The organism is Desulfosporosinus nitroreducens (assembly GCF_023897015.1).
Taxonomy (GTDB): domain Bacteria; phylum Bacillota; class Desulfitobacteriia; order Desulfitobacteriales; family Desulfitobacteriaceae; genus Desulfosporosinus; species Desulfosporosinus nitroreducens.
Genome location: NZ_JAMHFY010000030.1, coordinates 39,349 through 61,813 on the forward strand (window position 1 = coordinate 39,349; position 22,465 = coordinate 61,813).

A 22,465-nucleotide genomic window follows, 5' to 3' on the forward strand; every position below is an offset into this window, starting at 1 on the left:
GGCCTTTCTCCTCTTTTGGAGAAAGGCTTTAGTTTTTACCTTCGTATATAGCAAACCGCAAAAGAAAGTGAAAAAAATATCAGATTTGGGGGAAAAAGAGATGCCCAAGAAATTTTGGCAGAAAGCCATGGGTTTAGCCCTTGCAGTCAGTTTAATCTTAAATGGTATCCTTGCTAACGTGGCTATGGCCAAAACTTTAACCGATCCGGTTCATGGTAAATATTATGGACAAACTCTACCGATCTCTAAAAAAATCAAAGAAATCTCTTCGGACTCCGCCAAAACGCAAAAACCATTGCGCACCCCATCGGTACAAAAATCATCCCAACCCTATCAAGGACGCTTCCATCAGGAACAGGAAAAACCCGATAAACGAACCGTCAACAGCAAAACCTTCTCTGCTGGCAACGGCCATAACAACACGTTTGTTTTTCTCGAAAAAATCCATTACAAAGAGGCTAACGGCAGCTACCAGGACATAGATAATACCTTGGTAATAGAAAAAACAGACAAACCTGGCCGTAATTCCGATACTGAAAACGCTGGAGACAAAACTTACATAAACAAAGCTAATGACTATAAAGTAAGCTTTCCCGAGAGTCTGACAAAGGACAAGCCCATCAGCATAACCAAAGATAAAGCCCGGCTGGAACTCATCCCTGTAGAAGGAGATTTCTCCCGCAGTGCGGTCAAAGAAAACGCCATCCTCTATAATGACGTCTTCCCAGGAATTGATTACAGCTATACGGTCCTAAACACCAACGTTAAAGAAGACATAATTCTAAATAACCAGACTGACCGGACACAATTCAGCTTTGCTGTCAAAACAGAAGGAATTGAGCTAAAACAAGAAAAGGGAGCAATTTTTGGCTATGAACAAGGAAGCAGCAGCCCTACGTGGACCATTCCTGCCCCTTATATGGTGGATGCCTCGGGTAAGGTATCTAAGAAAGTAGAGTTGCACTTAGAAAAAAACATTCTCCAAAAAGATCGAATTATCCTAACTGTAGATAAAGACTGGCTTACAGCGCCTGAAAGGGCGTACCCTGTTCGAATTGATCCCACGGTAACGATTAACTCTAGTGATATAGCTGATACATCTGTAGAACAAGGTTCACCGGATGTCTATACAGATAATGCCTATTCATATATCGGCTATGATGATGGGAAAATTAGCGGCAACCTGGCTGAGTACGGGGAAGCGCACCTTATGACCAGGACCTTTCTCAAATTCACCAAGCCCGATCTCGGTCCGGATCAGAGTGTCAGTTCAGCTAGCCTAAATATGTACAAATTCACTAGTTGGAGTGAAGCACCAAGAAAGGTCGAACTGCAGCGGGTTAACGAGTCTTTCGGTATAGCCGGGTTGACCTGGAATACACAGCCGCAGGAGACCAGTTTCGTAAGCAGTGCCACCATTGATGGCAGCACCGGTTATGTCCAGTGGGACATGACCAATCTAATGAATGACATGAATGCTGGTGCGACAAACCATGGCATCATGCTTATGTATAATAACGAACTGGAGCAGGCCGAAGTTTTCGCTTCCGTAGACAACAAGGATCATCCCACACCCTATATCGAAATAACCCACGAAGATAAAGGCTCCATCGACCCAGGCGAAACTCCCGCCGATCCTTCTATCAAGCTTAGGCCGTACGTAGCCGTCAATAATAATGGCCTCCGGCAATTTGTCGGACTTACTGCGGACGGGCTGGCTGTGCCCAAATCTACCATTAAATACTCTGCAGTCCCCGACAACGGTGAGGGCTTTAGCGGTAGCGTATCAGCAGCCGTAAGCTACCGTTATCCCAATTTCCATCCGGAAGAAATGTTTAGCGATCTCCTTAAAGACGGAGGCTCCTTTAACCAATACACCGCCAAAGAGAGCAACTGGCAGACAAACAAGCTCTTTGTGCCAAAAATGGATACTCTCTACCATATTGAAGCGAAGGCTTTCGACGAAGAAGGAGATTTAATCGGGACCTCTGTCAGCGAAAGCTTTCAGATATATCAGGTTAAAACCTTTGATCTCCTTTCAAGGATCGCCGGATTTTATGATGTGACGATAGACCAATTAAAATTAGACAACAACATAGGCAAAGACGGACTCATTGAAAACAATGTCATCTTCATCCGCAACCCGCAGCAAAACCAAGGAAAAGCCATGACCCCAACTGATCTCACCGATGAACAGAAAAAGCTTTTTGACGCCAGCATGATAGGCCGCGCCAAAAACTGTGTTTTTGACTTTGAACCGATCAATATGCTTACAGGTAATTTTTACTATAACGCCGAGGATCTCAGTATCCCAGACTTCGGTGGCAAGTTCACAATCGCTAGGGCTTATAATGCAAAAACGGGCGTTCACCGTGGTCCCTTCGGCAACCGCTGGGACTCTAATTTTAACCAGTATCTCGCTTTTATGGCGGACAACTCTGTGGCTTATATCCGCAGTGACGGCAGTATTATTAACTTTCAGAAAAACCCAGACGGAAGCTATACAGCTCCTGTGGGTGAGAACTATACTCTAGAGAAACAAACAGAGGATTATAAACTCACTCTGAAAGATCAAAGCATTTACTATTTTGCCCTTGATGGTCTACTTAAAGCGATCGAAGATAAAAATTGCAATCGCACCCGGTTGAACTACGATCTGAATGAACGGCTCACAAGCATAGTCTCTCCCGCAGGCAAAGTATTTTCAGTCATGACGGATGCCCAGGCTCGTATCACCTCCATCGGGTTGCCTAACGGCGGCTCACTTGACTATACCTATGACGAAGACGGCAACCTCGCTACTTACACCGATGCTGGCGGTCGGGAAACCACCTACAACTACGACTCACAAGGACGTATGGTCTCCTATCTTGACCCGAATGGCAACAGGGTCATACAAAATACCTATGACGAACAAAGCAGGGTCGTCACCCAAATCGACGCCAACGGCGGCCAAGCAAGCATAGCCTACTATGACGGCTACAACGAATCGACTGATGCCAATGGCAACAAAACCACCTATTACTTTGACGATCAATACAGGATCACCAAAACCGTCAAACCTGACGGCAACACAGAAGAATATACCTATGACGCGGAGAACAACCGGTCCTCGTTTAAAGACGTACTAGATCGAGTAATGACCTATGCCTACGATTCCCAGGGCAATAAAACGAAAGAAACACGCTGGGACGGCTTAAGCCAAACCTTTACCTATGACAATAAAAATAATCTCCTGACCTCCACCGACTACAACGGCCACACAGCGTCTAATGCCTATGACAACAAAGGGAGCTTGATCCAAGCCTCCCTTCCTGACGGCAGCAGCACAGAATACACCTACAACAGCCAGGGGCTGATGCTTACCATCAAAGACCCGGAAGGCAACCTCACATCCTACGAATACGAAGGGGCCGACCCCACCCAGGTCAAAGACCCCCTCAATCATGACTACCGCTATTACTACAATCCCCTCGGATTACCTGTCACGGTCATCGACCCGGAAGGAAAACTAACCCGCCTGGCCTATGACCCAGCCGGGCGCCTCTTAAACACCCAGCTCCCTGACCAGAGCATTACCCGCTATACCTATGACCCTAACGGCAATAACACCGCCATAACCGACGGCAGACAAAACACCGTCCACTTCTCCTACGACCCAATGGACCATCTCGCTGCCGTCCAGGATCCCCTTGGCAACAGCACGGCATACACTTATGATCCTAACGGCAACAAAACGGAAGAAAAAGATCCTTCAGATTACAGAATCAAATACACCTATGACTCCTTAAACCGCCTCACCAAAACCCAAGACCAGGATAATGGTCTCACCGTCTATGAACGGGATGCCCTAGGCCAAATCCTCTCTGTCACCGACCCCAAAGGAAATAAAACCAGCATCACTTACAATACCAGTGTAGACAAACCAGCTCAAACCGTCACGGCCCTTGGCCAGACCACAACCTACCAATATGACCCAGTCGGCAACCTGTTGAGAGTGGTTTTCCCAGACAGCACCAAAAAACAATACCGCTACGACGAGCTCAACCGTCCCAACGAAATTACCGACATCACCGGTGTCAAAACCACTCTCACCTATGATAACCTAAGCCATATCAGCCAAATCCAAGACAGCCTCGGGCGCGAGTATCACTATCGCTATGACCCGAACGGGAACCTGCTCCAAACCACTGATCCGTTGGACTATGAAGTAAAATACAGCTATAACGACGCTAACCTCCCCATCACTCGTACGAATGAAGAAGGAAAAACCACCTCTTACAGCTATAACAGCATCAACAAGCTTAAAGAAACGGTAGACCCCAACGGGCACACAAAGACCCTCGCTTACGATCTCGCCGGCAACCTCACAGCAGTCACCGATGCCCGAGGCAACAAAACTACCCTCACCTACGATCCCCTTAACCGCCTGCAGGCAGTCAAGGATCCCTTAGAGGGCATCATCCAGTACCGCTACAACCCAGCAGGACGTTTAGACCAAAAGCTCGATCCCCTCGGCCATGCCACCTCATATGAATATAACGGACGCGGCCTCGCCGTCAAAGTTACAGACGCCCTTGGCGGCATCACCGAGCTACAATATGACCAAAACGGTAACACCATCGCCCTCATCGATGCCGAAGGCGGCAGCTACAGCTATGCCTTTGACTCCGTCAACCGCCTCATCAATGCCCAAGATCCTCTTGGCCTGAAGAGTGAATACACCTATGACCTTATGAACCGCAAAATAAAAAGCGAAGACAACGGCGGCAACATTTACAACTTCATCTATGACCCCTTCGGTCGCCTGCAGGAACAAACCGACATCCTAGACCGTAGCACCCAATACAGCTATGACCTGGCCGGCAACATCACCTCAGTCACTACCCCTGACGGCAACACGGTCAACTATAAATACGACCTCAAAGGCCAAATCAGTAAACTCACTGACCCGGAAGGAAAAATAACCAACCTCACCTATGACGGACTCGGCCACCTAAAAACCAAGCTCGAACCCGGCAGCCGCCTCTTCAGCTACGTTTATGATAGCGTCGGCAACCTGACTGAAGAACAAAATCCCATAGAAGCCAAAACTCAATATTTCTATGACGAAAACAACAACCTCATCGAAACGAAAAACGCCAAAGAAAACAGCAAAAACTACGAATACGACCCCTTAAACCGCCTCCAGGCAGTGCTCGACGAACGAGGAAACAAAACCACCTTCAACTATGACCCTAACGGCAACCTTGTGAAGAAAACCGATCCAGTCGGCAACAGCACCCAATATGCCTACGATCCTCTGAACCGCTCAAGCCTAACAGTCGATGCCCTGGGCTTTGACAGCGCTTATCAATATGACAAACTAGGCAACCTTATCGGCTTCACCGATGCTAGAGGAAACAAAACTTCTTATACCTATAACAAACACCGCATGCCTACTCAGGTCACCGATGCCCTGCAGGGAGAAAGCCAATACCGTTATGACCTCAACGACAACCTGCTCGGACAGATTGATGCCCTAGGAGCGGAAACCCGCTACACCTATGACCCAATTCACCGCCTCACCTCCGTTACCGACCCTGAAGGCTATATCCGCTTTTTCAGCTACGACAAAGCCGGTAACCAAGATAAACAATATGACTCCGCCGGCAACATCCTCACGTACAGCTATGACAAAATGCATCGGCTCCTCGGCACCAAAAATACAGCCGGGCATTTAACCAGCTACAGCTATGATCCGCTCGGCAATTTAGAAACAGTTAAGCAACCGAACGGAAACACCACAGCCTATGACTACGATATCTTAAACCGGCTGACTCAGATCACCGACCCAGAAGAAAAAATCACCAAGATTGACTATGACATCTTAGACAACATTGAAAACGTCGTCATCCCCGGTAACCGGCATTACTCCTATGATTATGACGAAACCAATAACCGCATCCAAGACACCAACCCCTTAGGGGAAAGCAACACCTACACCTATAACCCCAACAACCTCACAGAGACGATCACCAATCCTTTAGGAAATACCACCACTTACAGCTATAACCCCTTGAACCAATTAAACAAAGTAAAACAGCCCTTAGGCAATACCACTCGTTTTGATTATGACCCTAACCTCAACTTGGCAGCTCAAACTGACGGCAATGACCACACCACCAGCTACAGCTATGATCCTTTAAACCGGCTCAGCGCGGTTACGAACCCCTTGGGCAACACAACAGCCTATGACTATGACGCGGTCGGCAACTTAACCTCTGCCACCGACGGCAACGGACACACCAGCACCTCCACCTATAACCAAAGGCATGAAACACTCAGCCGCACCAACCCCTTAGGGGAAAAAGAAAGCTATGAGTATAACCCGGTAGGTACTCTTTCCAGCGCCACCAAAGCAGACGGCACAGAAATAAGCTACAGCTATGACATCCTTAACCGTCTCTCAGAGAAACTCTATAAACAAGCAGACAGCAACGGCGAAACTATCCAAGATGCAGCCCCAGCTGAAGTGGAGGCAAGCACAGACTCACAGACCAACTCCAGTGAAGAACCTAATTCAGCCAAACTGATAAATATATTTACTCGTTCTTCCCATCCGGCAAAGACTTCTCCGACAAAAACTTCTCTGGCAAAGAAATCTACCGACGTTAATACTGCTCCAACAGATTCAGCCCCAGCTGACCCCACTACAGCCGAATCTGCCCAAAGTCAGGATAGCGAAGACGTCTCCTATAACTATGACATCATGGGCAGCCGCACCGTCATGGACGGCCCAGAAGGAGAAACAGACTACAGCTATGACAAAATAGAACGACTCACGTCCGTCAGCCTGCCCACGGCTGAAGAAGTAACGTATGTCTATGATCAGCTGGGCAGAAAGTCCAAGCTCATCTATCCAGACGGCAAATACGTCAAATACACCTATGATGCTCTCGATCGCATCACCTCAGCCACGGACTGGGAAGGGCAAAAGACCCTCTACAGCTATGACGCCAATGGACGGAGAATCGAAACCGTTCTTCCGAACGGAGCCAAAGTAAGTTACAGCTATGATGAAAACGACCAATTGATCAAGCTGGAAAACAAAGGATCCGACGACAGCATCATCTCCTCCTTTGAGTACGGCTATGACCAAGCCGGCAACATCACCCAAGAGATCCAAACCCAGACCGGCTCAGTCTATACCCGCACCTACACCTATGATGCAGCTGATGAAGTCATTGGATTTACCGAACAATCCGACCAGGAACTCAAAACCTACAGCTATACCTATGACAAAACCGGCAACCGTCTAACGGAAGACATCACCGGCAAAGACGACACCAAGCATCTGACCTATGACTATAACGAAGGGGATGAACTAATCCTTAAAAGTCACGACGGTGACCGTGATCGTTTTGACTATGACAAAAACGGTAACGTGATCAGATCCACCACCCAAGGCAATCAAGTAACCTCCTATGACTACGACAGTGAAAACCGCCTAGTCCAAATTACCGAACAACAGGGTAAAATCCAAACCTTCGGTTATGACAGCGACGGCAACAGATTATATAAAACCGTAGGAGTATACTGGCAAGCACCTACAGAGCCGGGCCCCATACAAACGGAACCGGGTCAAGGAAACGGAAAAGGTAATGGCAACGGCAATGGCAAAGACAAAGATAAAGGGAATAACGGAAACCCAGGTCAAGGAAATGGCCAAAATAAGAAACTAAGCGATGTTCAATCGAATACGTCCGTCGTAGCAGTATACCGTATGTTAGCCGCCGGCGGTAATGGCAAAGGCGGTGGCAATTCTGGAGGGAACTCCGGTGGCGGAAATTCCGGAAGTAAAAGTAACTCAGGAGGTGGCAATTCAGGAGGAAACGGGAACTCCGGTAGTAAGAGTAACGGACAAGACAAAAGCATCCACGACAACGGCAAAGATCAAGAAAAAGGTAACGACAGTGGCAAGCACGTGGGCTGGGATAAGAAAAAACTCAAGAAAGTAAAAGGGAACAAGGGCAAACACCTTGGCTGGTACAAACGAGCTGACCATCCTATGAATCCGATTGATCAGGCTCCCATAAACAAACCGGATGCTTATGAGGTTATTAACTACATCAATGATGTCTCTCTAAAAAATACTCAAACGTTAATGACCACAGATAAAGAGGGAGTCTACAGAGGAGTTTACACCTATGGCAACGAAAGAATAGCAGAACGAGACTTAGTCGCCGTCGAAGGCGTACCCAACGATCCCCTCTATTACCTCTATGACGGGCATAACAGCGTAACCCAGATGATAAACTCAGCAGGGCATGTTCGGGACAAATACCGTTATGACCCCTTTGGTGCCCCCATGCCCGGCGGGAAGTTAAGCCCGAATACCAGACTATTCAACAACCCCTATGGCTACAACGGTGAAGCTCATGATATTGATTCGGGCTTGCAGTTCTTAAGGGCCAGGTATTATGATCCGAGCATGGGTAGATTCCAGACCAGGGATAGTTATTTGGGTGAGATCATAAGCCCGCTGAGTCTAAATCGGTATGTGTATACGGCTAATAATCCAGTCATGTATTCAGATCCGAGCGGTCATATACCTAATCCCGACACCTTTCAAGCATATTCATATAAGCCTACGCTCGCGGAACAGTTTTTACAATACTCTCCAATGAACGCTAGGCCTGAGCCTACGGTTAATAAACCTATAACGGAAGTTATACGCTCATTGAAAAATCCCCAAGTTGTTCCGGAGAATATATTGGTTGGACCAACGATAAGTAATAGTGTAAATAATAGTGTTAGAGTTACAGATTCTAAGTCATATGCAGATCATACATCTGCGAAGAAGCCGAATTATAATAAAGTTCTATGTGATGGGGAGGATATATCTTCTCAGGGGACGAGTAATGCTGATTATCTAGTTTCATCTGGAAAACAGCTTATACTAGGTAATTACACAAATGATGTAACTGCTCTTGGAACAGCAGGACAAATAGGTACGGGTTTACTTGGGGTAGATTTGCCAGGAGACATCAGAGACATATCTTATGATGTAAAGAATTGGGAATGGTCGTGGAGCCATGTTGGAAAGACGACACTTGATACAGCAGGGGTACTACCGTTAGTCGGAGCTCTAAAATACACAGATAAAGCTGCGGCTCTACTAAAAGGGGGCGCGGGTAATGCTAATCTTCTTCAAGGGAGAAATGGCGCTTTAAACCAAGCTAAAAGGGATGCTGGCATACTAAGAAGTCAACACCCTGATGCGGTTGAAAGTGTCCCTATGAAATCTGCTCCACATGAGGGTGGACATGTAATTAAAGATGCAAATGGGAATGTCATTTATACAAGAGAGTACTATTATACCAATCAAGATGGGAAGAATATTATCATCCAAGAACACAGTGCTGGACACCCGAAAGGTGGTCAAGGACCACACTTCAATGTAAGACCAATTGAAAATCCCCGTACGGGAAGTGTCCCTGGAACGAATGCCCATTATCCTTTTAATAAATAAGTTGCGAGGTGACAATATGTGGTATGAAAGTCTAGAAAAAAATATGTTTATAAAGAATATGTACACTGAAATTCCGCATCTAGCAAACGTACGAATCGCACAAATAAAAATCCTCGATGAGGGGGATAGAATATCGCTTGTTTTTGATATGCCTTATTTTGCAGACAAACCACCTAAAAAGTGGGTGGGTTTAGGTTGCAATACAGCTATAGTTCAAGTAGACTTTTTTGATATCAAAGAAGTGATGCTAAAGTCAATCGACAATAGGTATAGAGGTAGTATCGAAATAGAAAAGGATAAAGAAGGTATGATTATAGTTGAAGTAACTGGTTCAATTGGAGCTAAAATTAGAGCTGGGGTAGGTATGATACAATCGATAGAAGGGTATTGCAATCAAACGTAACCTTCAATGCAAAATTACGCAAAACTTCGGAAGCTGGTGGCTGAAACATGCAAAGCTTTTAGCCACATATTTTGAGACAAGCTTGGTATGGAAAAGAAAACTGACCACATAATAATAATTCTGAAGTCAGTTTCTTAGAACATCGATTCAAACAAACCGATGCGGTACATGGGTCTAGCGAAAAGTCAACTGGACCCATTTTTTTCTTTTGCAGTGAATTCAGCCGCATATTGCAGCGAGCAGATTGACCAGAACTCCGGTAGTAAGGGTAACGGACAAGACAAAAGCATCCATGATAACGGCAAAGATCAAGAAAAGAGTAACGACAGTGGCAAGCACGTGGGCTGGGATAAGAAAAAACTCAAAAAAGTAAAAGGAAACAAAGGCAAACACCTTGGCTGGTATAAACGAGCTGACCATCCTATGAATCCGATTGATCAGGCTCCCATAAACAAACCAGATGCTTATGAGGTTATTAACTACATCAATGATGTCTCCCTAAAAAATACTCAAACCTTAATGACCACAGATAAAGATGGAGTCTACAGAGGAGTTTACACTTTCGGCAACGAAAGAATAGCAGAAAGAGACTTAGTCGCCGTCGAAGGTGTACCCAACGATCCCCTCTATTACCTCTATGACGGGCATAACAGCGTAACCCAGATGATTAACTCTGCAGGGCATGTAAGGGATAAATACCGTTATGACCCCTTTGGTACTCCTATGCCTGGCGGGCAGTTAAGCCCGAACACCAAGCTCTTTAACAACCCCTATGGCTACAACGGTGAAGCTCATGATATTGATTCGGGCCTGCAGTTCTTAAGAGCTAGGTATTATGACCCGAGTATGGGCAGGTTCCAGACTAGGGATAGTTATTTGGGTGAGATCATGAGCCCGCTGAGTCTAAATCGGTATGTGTATACGGCTAATAATCCGGTGATGTATTCTGATCCGAGCGGGCATATACCAAACCCCGACACCTTCCAAGCATATTCATATAAGCCTACGCTCGCGGAACAGTTTTTACAATACTCTCCAATGAACGCTAGGCCTGAGCCTACGGTCTATAAGCCTATAACGGAAGTAATACGACCTTTGCGAAATCCTCACGTTGTTCCAGAAAATTCATCGGTTGGACCAACGATAAGTAATCTTGACAGGTTAAATGCAGATCAGGCATCTGTGACGATGAATGCCAATAAGGCTTATGCTGAGAAAATGGCGGAGAAACGTTTCAGTTATAAAAACAATGGGTGTGATGGACTATCTGTAATTGGGAGTTTTGGATTAGGAGTATGGGATACAGGTAAAAGTACTGTAATTGGATTAAAAGAAATGGTAACGCATCCCATAGATACCGCGGAAGGAATAATTAATGCAGCCGCTCATCCCGTGGTTACCAGTAAGGCTATTTGGAATCAGGTTTCCAACTCATATGAAGAAAATGTAATAAACGGAGATGCAAATAGCAGTGCACGATTTACTGGTAGAGCAGTTAGCGAAGCCTTGTTGCTCGTCGTGGGTCCAAAAGGATTAGATAAGCTTTCTAAGGCAGAAAAAGTTGGGGCTGAAGCTGCGGAAGTTGGAAATGAAACCGCGAGGATTGGCCGGCTCCAGATGGATCTACAGCGATTTGCAGAGAAAGGTTCTGAGGGGGCGGGTAAAGCTGTAACGTATGGTCCAATGGTGAAAGGGCCATTACCTGATGCTATTGCAAACACTTTCCGCAGTGGTACCTATACCCAAGTAGTAACACAGGGGGAAACCACTTTGTATCGGGTTTATGGTGGAAAAGCTGGAGAGTTAAGTAGCTATTGGACGACGACTAAACCCCAAGGACCGCTACAATCTACGATAGATAGTGCGTTGGATCAAGGGTGGGGAAATACAGCCGAGAATGTTGCTACGATTAAGGTACCTGAGGGTACAACAATTTACCAAGGTGCGGCTGCTCAACAGGGTGGACTAGTAGGTGGTGGCAGTCAAGTCTATATTGAAAAGGTGGATTCATCATGGTTGGTAAAATAGAATGCATTTGTAATGTGTTAGAGGAGATAAACGAGTTTCAATCAATTTGGGAATTTGAAAGATTTCAGAAGTACATTAAAGGTCTTGAAAAGGATGGAGATTTGATAGAAGTGCCTGTTCAGAAACATTATGCAGGGTTCCCAGAACAATGGTTCAAGTGTACGTCGTGTCCTCAGATTTGGAGACTAGTACACCCCGATTTCCCATTCAAAGGTATATGGGAAAAGTATCAGTGAGGGATTACTGACTGATTATAAAATACTGGTTAGACTGTCGACAATACTGCGAAGTTGAGCGACTGAAAAGGTCAAGATGTATAGCTATATCACTTCCGCCTAACTGAACGCAGAAAAGCTGACAGCATAATGATAATTCTGGAGTTAGTCTTTTAGTACAACGATTCTATCAAACAGAAGTGGCATAAGGGTTCAGTGTAAAGTCAACTGGACCCTTTTTCTTTTGCAATGAATTCGATGCAGCATATGAACCTAAGGTCGAATTGTGTTGAGATAATACATTCATGCCCGGCAACCATACTATTAGTTGATGGGCTAACTAACGCTGTAAAATGTGTTTTAACCGTTTTGTTTAATTGTCCCAGCATAACTTACTATGCAACAATATAAAGCGTGCAAAACGAAGACTGTGTTGTCTGCCACTAAGATTAAACAGGAGGGAACTTCTCGGGAAGCCCCTCCTGTAGTTTTATGCAAAATATGTCTTTACCCGTCCTCAGAGGCCATCAAATTTGTTGTTTTACGCAAAAAGTAACAGATCAGTCACAGTGCAGTATCAATGAATATTAGAATCTTTCAAGTCCGATTAGCCCAGTAAAATAAGGGGTTGTAATAAAATACGGCTATATAACATTTCTAGAATTTTGGTCTGTAAAACCGTCCTAAAGGATAATGCTATAAAATCAAGTATCATCACTTCAAAGTTGTATACTACTATTGTTTTTATTTGCATTTACTGAATATCTAATATGACTTTGTTTGCAGGGGGCGGTGGTTTTATTCTTTGGTACTTATCCCGCTTGATACCGCAAAATATAACTATACTTCAAAATGTCAACATTGTAGCTCTCTTTGTCACTGCTTTAATGCATATAGACACTGTAATTGTATGTCCCGCTTGGAGTCGTAAAGAGTAAGGTTTTTATGTGGGGCGGCGGTTTTGATAATTTCCTGTGAAACGCTTCCAGTCAGTCCTCTGGTACCTTGCTACACACCACCCCATTTTTATATCCCCGGAAAATTTTAGCCCATTGTGAATTAGAAATACAATATATTTAAAACATACGAGCTTCCCTACGACCAACATGCTTAGTTTCTCTATCACGTCCATGCTCTCTGTAAAATTTTTTATCCTTCGCCTGTTCACGATACTTAAAGGTAACATCCTTCGTCAATTCGATAAACCTATCAAGCCTTGGTGCATAACTGTTAGGATGTCCGGGGTCAATCCTTTTAAGGAGCAAACCACAATCAGCAAGCACATCAATCAAGTCCCTGACCCTTCTAACCGAAAGGCATAGTTCATCAGCTATATAGTCAGCTGAGGTATAAAAAAAGCCCTCCTCGCCAGTTGTCTTGTTCTGCTTCTCCCAAAAAGCACCTTGAGAAACTATCTGCCCATAAATATCAGCTAAATCAATATATGACTTGTCCATGGAGTTCTTGCAATGATGTTCCTTAAAATACTTTCTTAAAGCTTTATTACTGAAAACAGCACCGCCGGTTGTAGTAATACTATCCATACATCTCTGCCACTTAGTCATAAAATTCATCCTTTCAATGATAAGGACTGCTAAAGTAAACATCCTGCTAATTCTAACACCGCTGTATACATTAGCACCTCAACCCAATATTTTTGTTAAGTTTAGCACCCCTGGGAGTGTTTAAATAAGCATCCTAGGGGTGTTAACTTTTGCATATAAATAATAAATATTAATAACAAATACTAGATAAGAAATAGTTAAATAAGAAATACTGGAATTTCTAAAAATCTTTCCTCAGAATCTACTATAGCATGAGAGAAAACGGCCCCCCAAGAATGAATTTTTCAGCTTGTATCCCAGTTAGTCATAGCAACAATCCCTCCAGTTATTAATGTGGATCACTATATAGAACACAAGAAAGGTCATTTGACAATAAGACTACAAATAAATATTTTTCAGATTGCCATTTTTTAAACATTCCCCCTATAGTTTTAAGCTTGTAATCGTTGTGTCGTTTTTTTAATGTATTAGTTTGTAAGTGTGGCTACTTAATAAATGTTGGCAGTGGGGCTAAAAGCACAGTCTCCTTAAGCTCAATAGAGCGCAAAGAGGTATATTCAGGTCGAGATTGTAAAGCAATGAGTTTATATTTACATTATGGACAACCAACAAGCTGGAAACTGCCCAATAGGGCTAAGAAAGGATGTTTGATATGGCCAAAGTAATCGTAAAAGCAACGGAGAGTATTATAGAGGTTGCCGCTCAAAAAGTTGACGAGACTAAAGTAGATACTATTTTGAAATTTTCAAACAGACTCATCATAAACGGTGAAGCAGTCGAAACCGCCCCCAAAAAAGTTGAGGTAACAATAAACGGCAAAAAAATAACTCTTAAATGCAGAATTATACCCGACAATTCTATTGCTACAGCATACAGTAATAGCTTTATAGTTCCTGTTAAAGAAAAAGAGGTACAGGTATTTTATGTGAAGGGGGGCGGTGTACTTGCGGCAAGTCTTTATGTGAATAGCAAGCTGGAATACTCCGGTATATCCATGCAGGGGATATTTGCAATACTACAGGAGTGTTTCGGAGTAGATAAGCTAATCGCTGACAGGCTGTACATAGCCGGCAATGCAAACAGAAAAAAGCCCCCCGAAGCTAAGGCAAAGGAAGAACCAACTAAAGCACTATAAAGCAACAACAGCATAAAAGTACAGAAAAGAAGCAAGTGTTCAGCCGTAATAACACTCGCTTCTTTCTTTTTTAAAAAATATTTTTAAAATTGATCAATTTCTACTATAAAATTTGCTCTAAAAAATTGTATATCTTATTGCCGAAATGAATCATCGGAGTTTGTTAATACAATTTGCATATTAAGGGGGGTTGCTGAGACATAAATACCCCCGTGCATAATCGTAAACTTTTTTGTACGGCCGGAAATGGCGATGTTTTCGGGTGTATAAAACCCTAAAACCAAGTTTGTAAACGTTTGCATTTTCTGGTCGACCTTTGTAAGCGGTCAGTCATATAATGTGCTTAAAAATCAGGTATAGTAGGTGAAGGGCATGCAAACAAAGGCTTTTGGCTATGTAAGGGTAAGCAGTAAAGACCAAAATGTTGATAGGCAAGTTAAAGATATACTTGCTCTTGGCATCAACGAGCGAGACATATTTATTGACAAGCAGTCAGGAAAAGACTTCGACAGACCTATGTATAAGGTTTTAAAAAGCTATTTAAGGCCAGGCGACAAGCTGTATATCAAATCATTAGATCGCTTCGGTAGAAACAAAGAGCAGATATTGGAGGAATGGCGGAACATCACGAAGGAAATAGGTGCAGACATTATTGTAATGGACATGCCTCTACTGGACTCCACCAAATATAAAAATATCTCCGGTTTGGAAAGTCTCATTACTGACATTGTATTGCAGCTATTAAGCTACTTTGCAGAGGAAGAAAGGTCACGCATCAAGACAAGACAGGCTGAGGGGATATTCATAGCAAAGAGGAAAGGTGTAAAATTCGGTCGCCCCTCGATGGAATACCCACCTGAATGGGACTATTACTACAGTTTATGGAAGCATGGAAAAGCAACAGCAGTAGAAACATTTACAAGGCTTAATTTGAAAAAAGCTACCTTCTACAAGCTTGTCAGGAAGTATGAAGGTAGGTAGCAGTTCGGGAATGCGGGTTTTATAGACTAACGCACAAAGTACCGAAATTGCTCTAAATGATCTAAATATAGAAAAGTCAAGTATTCTCTAAAAAACGAATGGATAGGTTGTCGCCCCCATGCGGACTTTCTGTAAAGGAGGTTAACGCTTGACGCTGAGGTTGCCGACATTCTTTTGGATGGGAAGTATTGAGGAGTGAGGTTGATGCATTATAAACAGAAGTATGTCTATGTAGGACTTGATCTGCATAAAAACACCAATACGGCAGTTATTATTAACTGTTGGAACGAAAGATTAGATGAAATAACCTTTGAGAACAGACAGCATGCATTCAATGATTTTTTGAAAAAGGTGCGTAAGCATGCCAAAAATGGACTTGTTCCTATGTTCGGGTTGGAGGATACTGGTGGTTATGGTCGTTCGCTGGCGGTATTCCTGTTGGAGAACAAGCAGATAGTCAAAGAAGCCAATTCTGCATTGTCGTTTGCAGAACGTAAAAGCTACCCGACTACACAGAAATCGGATAGCTGGGATGCCTTCTGTATAGCAAATGTGCTGCTAAATAAGCTGGAAATACTGCCGAATGCCAATCCACAGGATTCATTCTGGACCCTAGCACAGCTTGTTGCAAGACGTAATGGACTTGTAAAGGCAATGACTGCCGTGAATAATCAGCTTCATATCCAGTTATCACACAGTTATCCAAGCTATACACAATTTTACTCTGATGTTGATGGTAAAACTGCGTTAGCTTATTGGGAGGAATATCCTTCACCCTGTCATCTGCGGGCTGTAGAAGTGGAAACGTTAGCTGGATTCCTTCGTAAACATAGCAATAATGCCTGCTCTACAAAGAAGGCAATTGCTATATTAGCCCTCATAGAGAAGGATAATAACCCAAAGAGGGAGTTTCAAGAGTCAAGGGACTTTCTAGTAAAAAGCCTTGTGGCTGACATTAAGTTTAAAAAACAGGAGATAGTGAAGGTAGAAGCTGAGCTTAGACGCATACTGGGAATAATGGGATACAAGCTTGAATCTATGCCTGGGGTGGATACTGTCACTGCTGCCGCCCTATTAGCTGAAATTGGGGATATAAGAAGGTTTGACAATCCAAATAAACTTGCACGTTTTGCGGGGATAGCACCTGTAAAGTTCAGCTCTGCAGGGAAGGGTACAGAGCAAAAGTCAAAGCAAGGTAACAGGACGTTACATGGTATATTCTACTTTATGGCTATTCAGCAGATACAGATAGCTAAAGGAAGTGGACTGCCCCGGAATCCTGTATTTCTCGTGTATTATAAGCGTAAACTTGCAGAGAACAAAACAAAGGTACAGGCACTGGTATGTATCATGCGTAGGCTTGTAAACATTGTTTACGGTATGTTGAAGAATAAAACTGAATATATCCTGCCAACTCTCCCGGAGGATAAGGCAGTATGATAGAATTGTATATGTAATTGGTATATTTAGGTTTAGGCAGTATTATTAGTTCTTTAGAGTAAGGTGAAATAATACATCAAATTTATATTTGTGATGATAGCTTTACATCTAAGGGGGCGGGTAAAGCTGGAGAAGGATTAACCAGCTTGTATAGAGCGGTTGGCCCAGATGAATTCTATGATATTATGAAGACTGGAGAATTTAGTATCATTCCAAATGGGCTACAAGCTAAACAATTTGGATTAAGCATGGAGGACACGATGAAGTTTGCAGATAAATACTCGGATATTGGAGCAATAATTGAGGTAAAAGTACCTACAGAGATGTTAAATAGAATTGGAGATTTCACTCAAGTTGACAAGTTTATGTTTAAAAACGGTACTGTAACAATTCATGCGGACCAACTAGGTGACTTCAATAACATTATCCGAGAAATTACTCACAATTATTAATGAGGTGGGAATGAAATGCTAGCAATAAAAGCAGAGATAATGTTTTTTCGTCCAAATGGAAATTCTGCAATTAACGATGGTATTAGTACGAATAACATCTTAAGACCAGCGTTTAATTTTGGTGAAGGGTTATTATTTTCTGGAACAATAGAAAGTGATAGCTGTTGTGAGAAGTATATTTATGAAAATTTATATGTAGTAACCATAAAATTTCCAACAATTGAAGATGAAGCTTATGAAGTTGTTAAATCTTTTATAAAAAAAGGAATGAATTTAGATATTCAAAATGCTTCAAAAATAATTGGCAAATCAATACTCTTAGATTATGAATATAAAGAAAACTGACTAGGATTAAAACTGATTTCACCGCATAATAATAATTCTGCAGTAAGTTTCGCGGCACATCGATTCTAACAAACCTATGTGGAACAAGGGTCCAGCGAAAAGTCAACTGGGTCCTTCTTCTTTTGCAGTGAATTCAGCCTCATTATGCAGCGAGCAAGTTGATGATGGCACCGATAAAAGTGCAAAAAAAACGAGGGGAAAGCGCCCTCTTCGAAAGAGGAACTCTTCCCCAGTTTGTCACTGGTCCACTGTCTCCACGATCTCTAGCACCACGTAAGTGTCACTATCCGCGATAACGTGGACGCACCGCCCACCACCTACAGACTTGACGGGGAACGTAGTAATAAGGCGTGGAGCATCTAGAACGATAGAATTCTGGACAACACCCTCTAGTTCCTCGGGGTCGAAGACAAAGGATTCAACTTGGGAAATAAAAATGTCACTTTCCTCTAGTCCATACTTCTCCACGATTGCCTTCACGTACAATTCGATAACATTCATGTTCAATACCTCCTTGATGTGCCAGCTCACTTTCATAAGTAGAAAGGTGCTTGATCAAGGAAATAATATATGCTCCAAACTTTGGTCGTTGCGGTGTTTGCCTATGAGAAAAGACAGAAAAATTGTCTGCAGACAAGTCCCTACGTTGCCCTAAAGTAGCGTCAGTACAGACAGAAGACTCACTCACAGGCCAGCGGGAAAAGCGAATCCCACTGGCCTTTCTTTGTGCCTTTTGAAGTAAGTCAAACCAAAAATTGACGAGGAGGAGAAAAACCATGCAAAAACAAAAACAAATCGAGCTAAGCGGAGAGACAAAAGAAATCGTTCGACTTCACCCAACACCTAGAGGAAGACGGTAAACGGCCTAAAACCATCGAAGAATATGAATTGGATAAAGAATATGGTGGAGTATGTTGTATGGAAAACTATGTTTTTGGATTAATGACAATTGTGTTGGAGATTACGAAATTGGTACTTCTTTAAGGGATGTACTATTTGCAATGAAAAATATTGTATGTGATGCGGGTAATCGAATTAATCCAAACTTGTTTTCTTTAACTACCAAACAGTTATTTAATAGGTTAGATATAACTTTGTATGGTTGTAAATCATCACCGTATGAGCAGATTGCAAATGAAGAAATTTGGGCGCGGTTTGATGCAAATATTCTAGTAGATATTTTTAATAATTGGAAATATGATCCCTACGGTCGCCTGCAGGAACAAACCGACGTCCTAGCCCGTAGCACCCAATACAGCTATGACCTGGCCGGCAACATCACCTCGGTTACCACTCCTGACGGCAACACGGTCAACTATAAATACGACCTCAAAGGCCAAATCAGTAAACTCACTGACCCAGAAGGAAAAATAACCAACCTCACCTATGACGGACTCGGCCACCTAAAAACCAAGCTCGAACCCGGCAGCCGCCTCTTCAGCTACGTTTATGATAGTGTCGGCAACCTGACTGAAGAACAAAATCCCATAGAAGCCAAAACCCAATATTTCTATGACGAAAACAACAACCTCATTGAAACCAAAAACGCCAAAGAGAACAGCAAAAACTACGAATACGACCCCTTAAACCGCCTCCAGGCAGTGCTCGACGAACGAGGCAACAAAACCACCTTCAACTATGACCCTAACGGCAACCTTGTGAAGAAAACCGATCCAGTCGGCAACAGCACCCAATATGCCTACGATCCTCTGAACCGCTCAAGCCTAACAGTCGATGCCCTGGGCTTTGACAGCGCTTATCAATATGACAAACTAGGCAACCTTATCGGCTTCACCGATGCCAGAGGAAACAAAACTTCTTATACCTATAACAAACACCGCATGCCTACTCAGGTCACCGATGCCCTGCAGGGAGAAAGCCAATACCGCTATGACCTCAACGACAACCTGCTCGGACAGATCGATGCCCTAGGAGCGGAAACCCGCTACACCTATGACCCAATTCACCGCCTCACCTCCGTTACCGACCCTGAAGGCTATATCCGCTTTTTCAGCTACGACAAAGCCGGTAACCAAGATAAACAATACGACTCCGCCGGCAACATCCTCACGAACAGTTATGACAAAATGCATCGGCTCCTCGGCGCCAAAAACACAGCCGGGCATTTAACCAGCTACAGCTATGATCCGCTTGGCAATTTAGAAACCGTTAAGCAGCCGAACGGAAACACCACAGCCTATGACTACGATATCTTAAACCGGCTGACTCAGATCACCGACCCAGAAGAAAAAATCACCAAGATTGACTATGACGTCTTAGACAACATCGAAAACGTTGTCATCCCCGGTAACCGACATTACTCCTATGATTATGACGAAACCAATAACCGCATCCAAGACACCAACCCCTTAGGGGAAAGCAACACCTACACCTATAACCCCAACAACCTCACAGAGACAATCACCAATCCTTTAGGAAATACCACCACTTACAGTTATAACCCCTTGAACCAATTAAACAAAGTAAAACAGCCCTTAGGGAACACCACCCGTTTTGACTATGACCCCAACCTCAACTTGGCAGCCCAAACTGATGGCAATGACCACACCACCAGCTACAGCTATGATCCTTTAAACCGGCTTAGCGCTGTTACGAACCCCTTGGGCAACACCACAGCCTATGACTATGACGCGGTCGGCAACTTAACCTCTGCCACCGACGGCAACGGCCATACCAGCAACTCCACCTATAATCAAAGGCATGAAACACTCAGCCGCACCAACCCCTTAGGGGAAAAAGAAAGCTATGAGTATAACCCGGTAGGCACTCTTGCCAACTACACGAAAGCAGACGGCACGGAAATAAGCTACAGCTATGACATCCTTAACCGTCTCTCAGAGAAACTCTATAAACAAGCAGACAGCAACGGCGAAACTATCCAAGATGCAGCCCCAGCTGAAGTGGAGGCAAGCACAGACTCACAGACTAACCCCAGTGAAGAAACTAGTTCAGCCAAACTGATAAGTATATTTACTCGTTCTTCCCATCCGGCAAAGACTTCTCCGGCAAAAACTTCTCCGGCAAAGAAATCTACCGACGTTAATACTGCTCCTACAAACTCGGCTCCAACAGATTCAGCCCCAGCTGACCCCACTACAGCCGAACCTGCCCAAAGTCAGGACAGTGAAGACGTCTCCTATGACTATGACATCATGGGCAGCCGCACTGTCATGGACGGCCCGGAAGGAGAAACAGGCTACAGCTATGACAAAATGGAACGACTCACGTCCGTCAGCCTGCCCACGGCTGAAGAGGTAACGTATGTCTATGATAAGCTGGGCAGAAAGTCCAAGCTCATCTATCCAGACGGTAAATACGTCAAATACACCTATGATGCTCTCGACCGCATCACCTCAGCCACGGACTGGGAAGGGCAAAAGACCCTCTACAGCTATGACGCCAATGGACGGAGAGTCGAAACCGTTCTTCCGAACGGAGCCAAAGTAAGTTACAGCTACGATGAAAACGACCAATTGATCGAGCTGGAAAACATTGGAGCCGACGACAGCATCATCTCCTCCTTTGAGTACGGCTATGACCAAGCCGGAAACATTACCCAAGAGATCCAAACCCAGACCGGCTCAGTCTATACCCGGACCTACACCTATGATGCAGCGGATGAAGTCATTGGGTTTACCGAACAATCTGACCAAGAACTCAAAACCTACAGCTATACCTATGACAAAGCCGGCAACCGTCTAACGGAAGACATCACCGGCAAAGACGACACCAAGCATCTGACCTATGACTATAACGAAGGGGATGAATTAACCCTTAAAAGTCACGACGGTGACCGTGATCGTTATGACTATGACAAAAATGGCAACGTGATCAGATCCACCACCCAAGGCAATCAGGTAACCTCCTATGACTATGACAGTGAAAACCGCCTGGTTCAAATTACCGAACAACAGGGTAAAATTCAAACCTTCGGTTATCACAGCGACGGCAACAGACTGTATAAAACCGTCGGAGTATACTGGCAAGCACCGACTGAGCCAGGCCCCATACAAACGGAACCTGGTCAAGGAAACGGAAATGGTAATGGTAACGGCAATGGCAAAGACAAAGACAAAGATAAAGGGAATAACGGAAACCCAGGTCAAGGAAATGGCCAAGATAAGAAACTAAGCGATGTTCAATCGAATACGTCCGTCGTAGCAGTATACCGTATTTTAGCCGCCGGCGGTAATGGCAAAGGCGGAGGCAATTCTGGAGGGAACTCCGGTGGCGGAAATTCCGGAGGGAATAGTAAGTCAGGAGGTAGCAATTCCGGAGGAAACGGGAATTCCGGTAGTAAGGGTAACGGACAAGACAAAAGCATCCACGACAACGGCAAAGATCAAGAAAAAGGTAACGACAGTGG

12 protein-coding genes are annotated in these 22,465 nt (G+C 44.0%); 10 read left to right on the forward strand and 2 right to left on the reverse strand.

The annotated features are described in order from the left end of the window. Positions 1 to 100: 100 nt before the first annotated feature. From M8E35_RS22355 to M8E35_RS22370, 4 genes are all read left to right on the forward strand, one after another. Positions 101 to 9,514, forward strand: a complete 9,414-nt coding sequence (locus tag M8E35_RS22355; RefSeq protein WP_252472664.1) for a DNRLRE domain-containing protein — start codon at positions 101 to 103, stop codon at positions 9,512 to 9,514. A 16-nt stretch (positions 9,515 to 9,530) separates the two neighbouring features. Then, positions 9,531 to 9,917: an Imm50 family immunity protein gene (locus tag M8E35_RS22360; RefSeq protein ID WP_252472666.1), complete on the forward strand. Its 387-nt coding sequence runs from the start codon at positions 9,531 to 9,533 to the stop codon at positions 9,915 to 9,917. 168 nt (positions 9,918 to 10,085) lie between these two features. Then, on the forward strand, positions 10,086 to 11,945 hold the full coding sequence (locus M8E35_RS22365) for an RHS repeat-associated core domain-containing protein (RefSeq protein ID WP_252472668.1): 1,860 nt from the start codon (positions 10,086 to 10,088) through the stop codon (positions 11,943 to 11,945). Next, positions 11,930 to 12,181: a hypothetical protein gene (locus M8E35_RS22370; RefSeq protein ID WP_252472669.1), complete on the forward strand. Its 252-nt coding sequence runs from the start codon at positions 11,930 to 11,932 to the stop codon at positions 12,179 to 12,181. The genes M8E35_RS22365 and M8E35_RS22370 overlap by 16 nt, the downstream gene beginning before the upstream one ends. A gap of 1,055 nt (positions 12,182 to 13,236) precedes the next feature. Here the strand turns inward: M8E35_RS22370 and M8E35_RS22375 are convergent. Further along, positions 13,237 to 13,725, reverse strand: a complete 489-nt coding sequence (locus M8E35_RS22375; protein ID WP_252472671.1) for a helix-turn-helix domain-containing protein — start codon at positions 13,723 to 13,725, stop codon at positions 13,237 to 13,239. 652 nt (positions 13,726 to 14,377) lie between these two features. On the opposite strand from M8E35_RS22375, the gene M8E35_RS22380 reads away from it, so the two are divergent. The 5 genes from M8E35_RS22380 to M8E35_RS22400 all read left to right on the forward strand — a co-directional run bounded on the left by M8E35_RS22380 (position 14,378) and on the right by M8E35_RS22400 (position 18,078). Further along, the gene (locus M8E35_RS22380; RefSeq protein ID WP_252472673.1) at positions 14,378 to 14,860 is read left to right on the forward strand and encodes a hypothetical protein; all 483 of its coding nucleotides are present in this window, start codon (positions 14,378 to 14,380) and stop codon (positions 14,858 to 14,860) included. Between the two features lie 372 nt (positions 14,861 to 15,232). Next, complete coding sequence (locus M8E35_RS22385; RefSeq protein ID WP_252472675.1) at positions 15,233 to 15,841, forward strand: recombinase family protein; 609 nt, start codon at positions 15,233 to 15,235, stop codon at positions 15,839 to 15,841. Between the two features lie 204 nt (positions 15,842 to 16,045). Beyond that, positions 16,046 to 17,281, forward strand: a complete 1,236-nt coding sequence (locus M8E35_RS22390) for an IS110 family RNA-guided transposase (RefSeq protein ID WP_252472677.1) — start codon at positions 16,046 to 16,048, stop codon at positions 17,279 to 17,281. Positions 17,282 to 17,427: 146 nt separating this feature from the next. Then, entirely contained in the window at positions 17,428 to 17,733 is a 306-nt protein-coding gene (locus tag M8E35_RS22395; protein ID WP_252472679.1) for a hypothetical protein, read from the forward strand. 15 nt (positions 17,734 to 17,748) lie between these two features. Continuing rightward, positions 17,749 to 18,078 carry a hypothetical protein gene (locus tag M8E35_RS22400; RefSeq protein ID WP_252472681.1) on the forward strand — a complete coding sequence of 110 codons (330 nt, stop codon included), beginning with the start codon at positions 17,749 to 17,751 and terminating at the stop codon, positions 18,076 to 18,078. A 237-nt stretch (positions 18,079 to 18,315) separates the two neighbouring features. On the opposite strand, the gene M8E35_RS22405 is transcribed toward M8E35_RS22400, so the two are convergent. Then, complete coding sequence (locus M8E35_RS22405; RefSeq protein ID WP_252472683.1) at positions 18,316 to 18,579, reverse strand: hypothetical protein; 264 nt, start codon at positions 18,577 to 18,579, stop codon at positions 18,316 to 18,318. A 410-nt stretch (positions 18,580 to 18,989) separates the two neighbouring features. Here M8E35_RS22405 and M8E35_RS22410 point away from each other — a divergent pair. Next, on the forward strand, positions 18,990 to 22,465 hold a 3,476-nt coding region (locus tag M8E35_RS22410), incomplete at its 3' end, for an Imm42 family immunity protein (protein ID WP_252472685.1).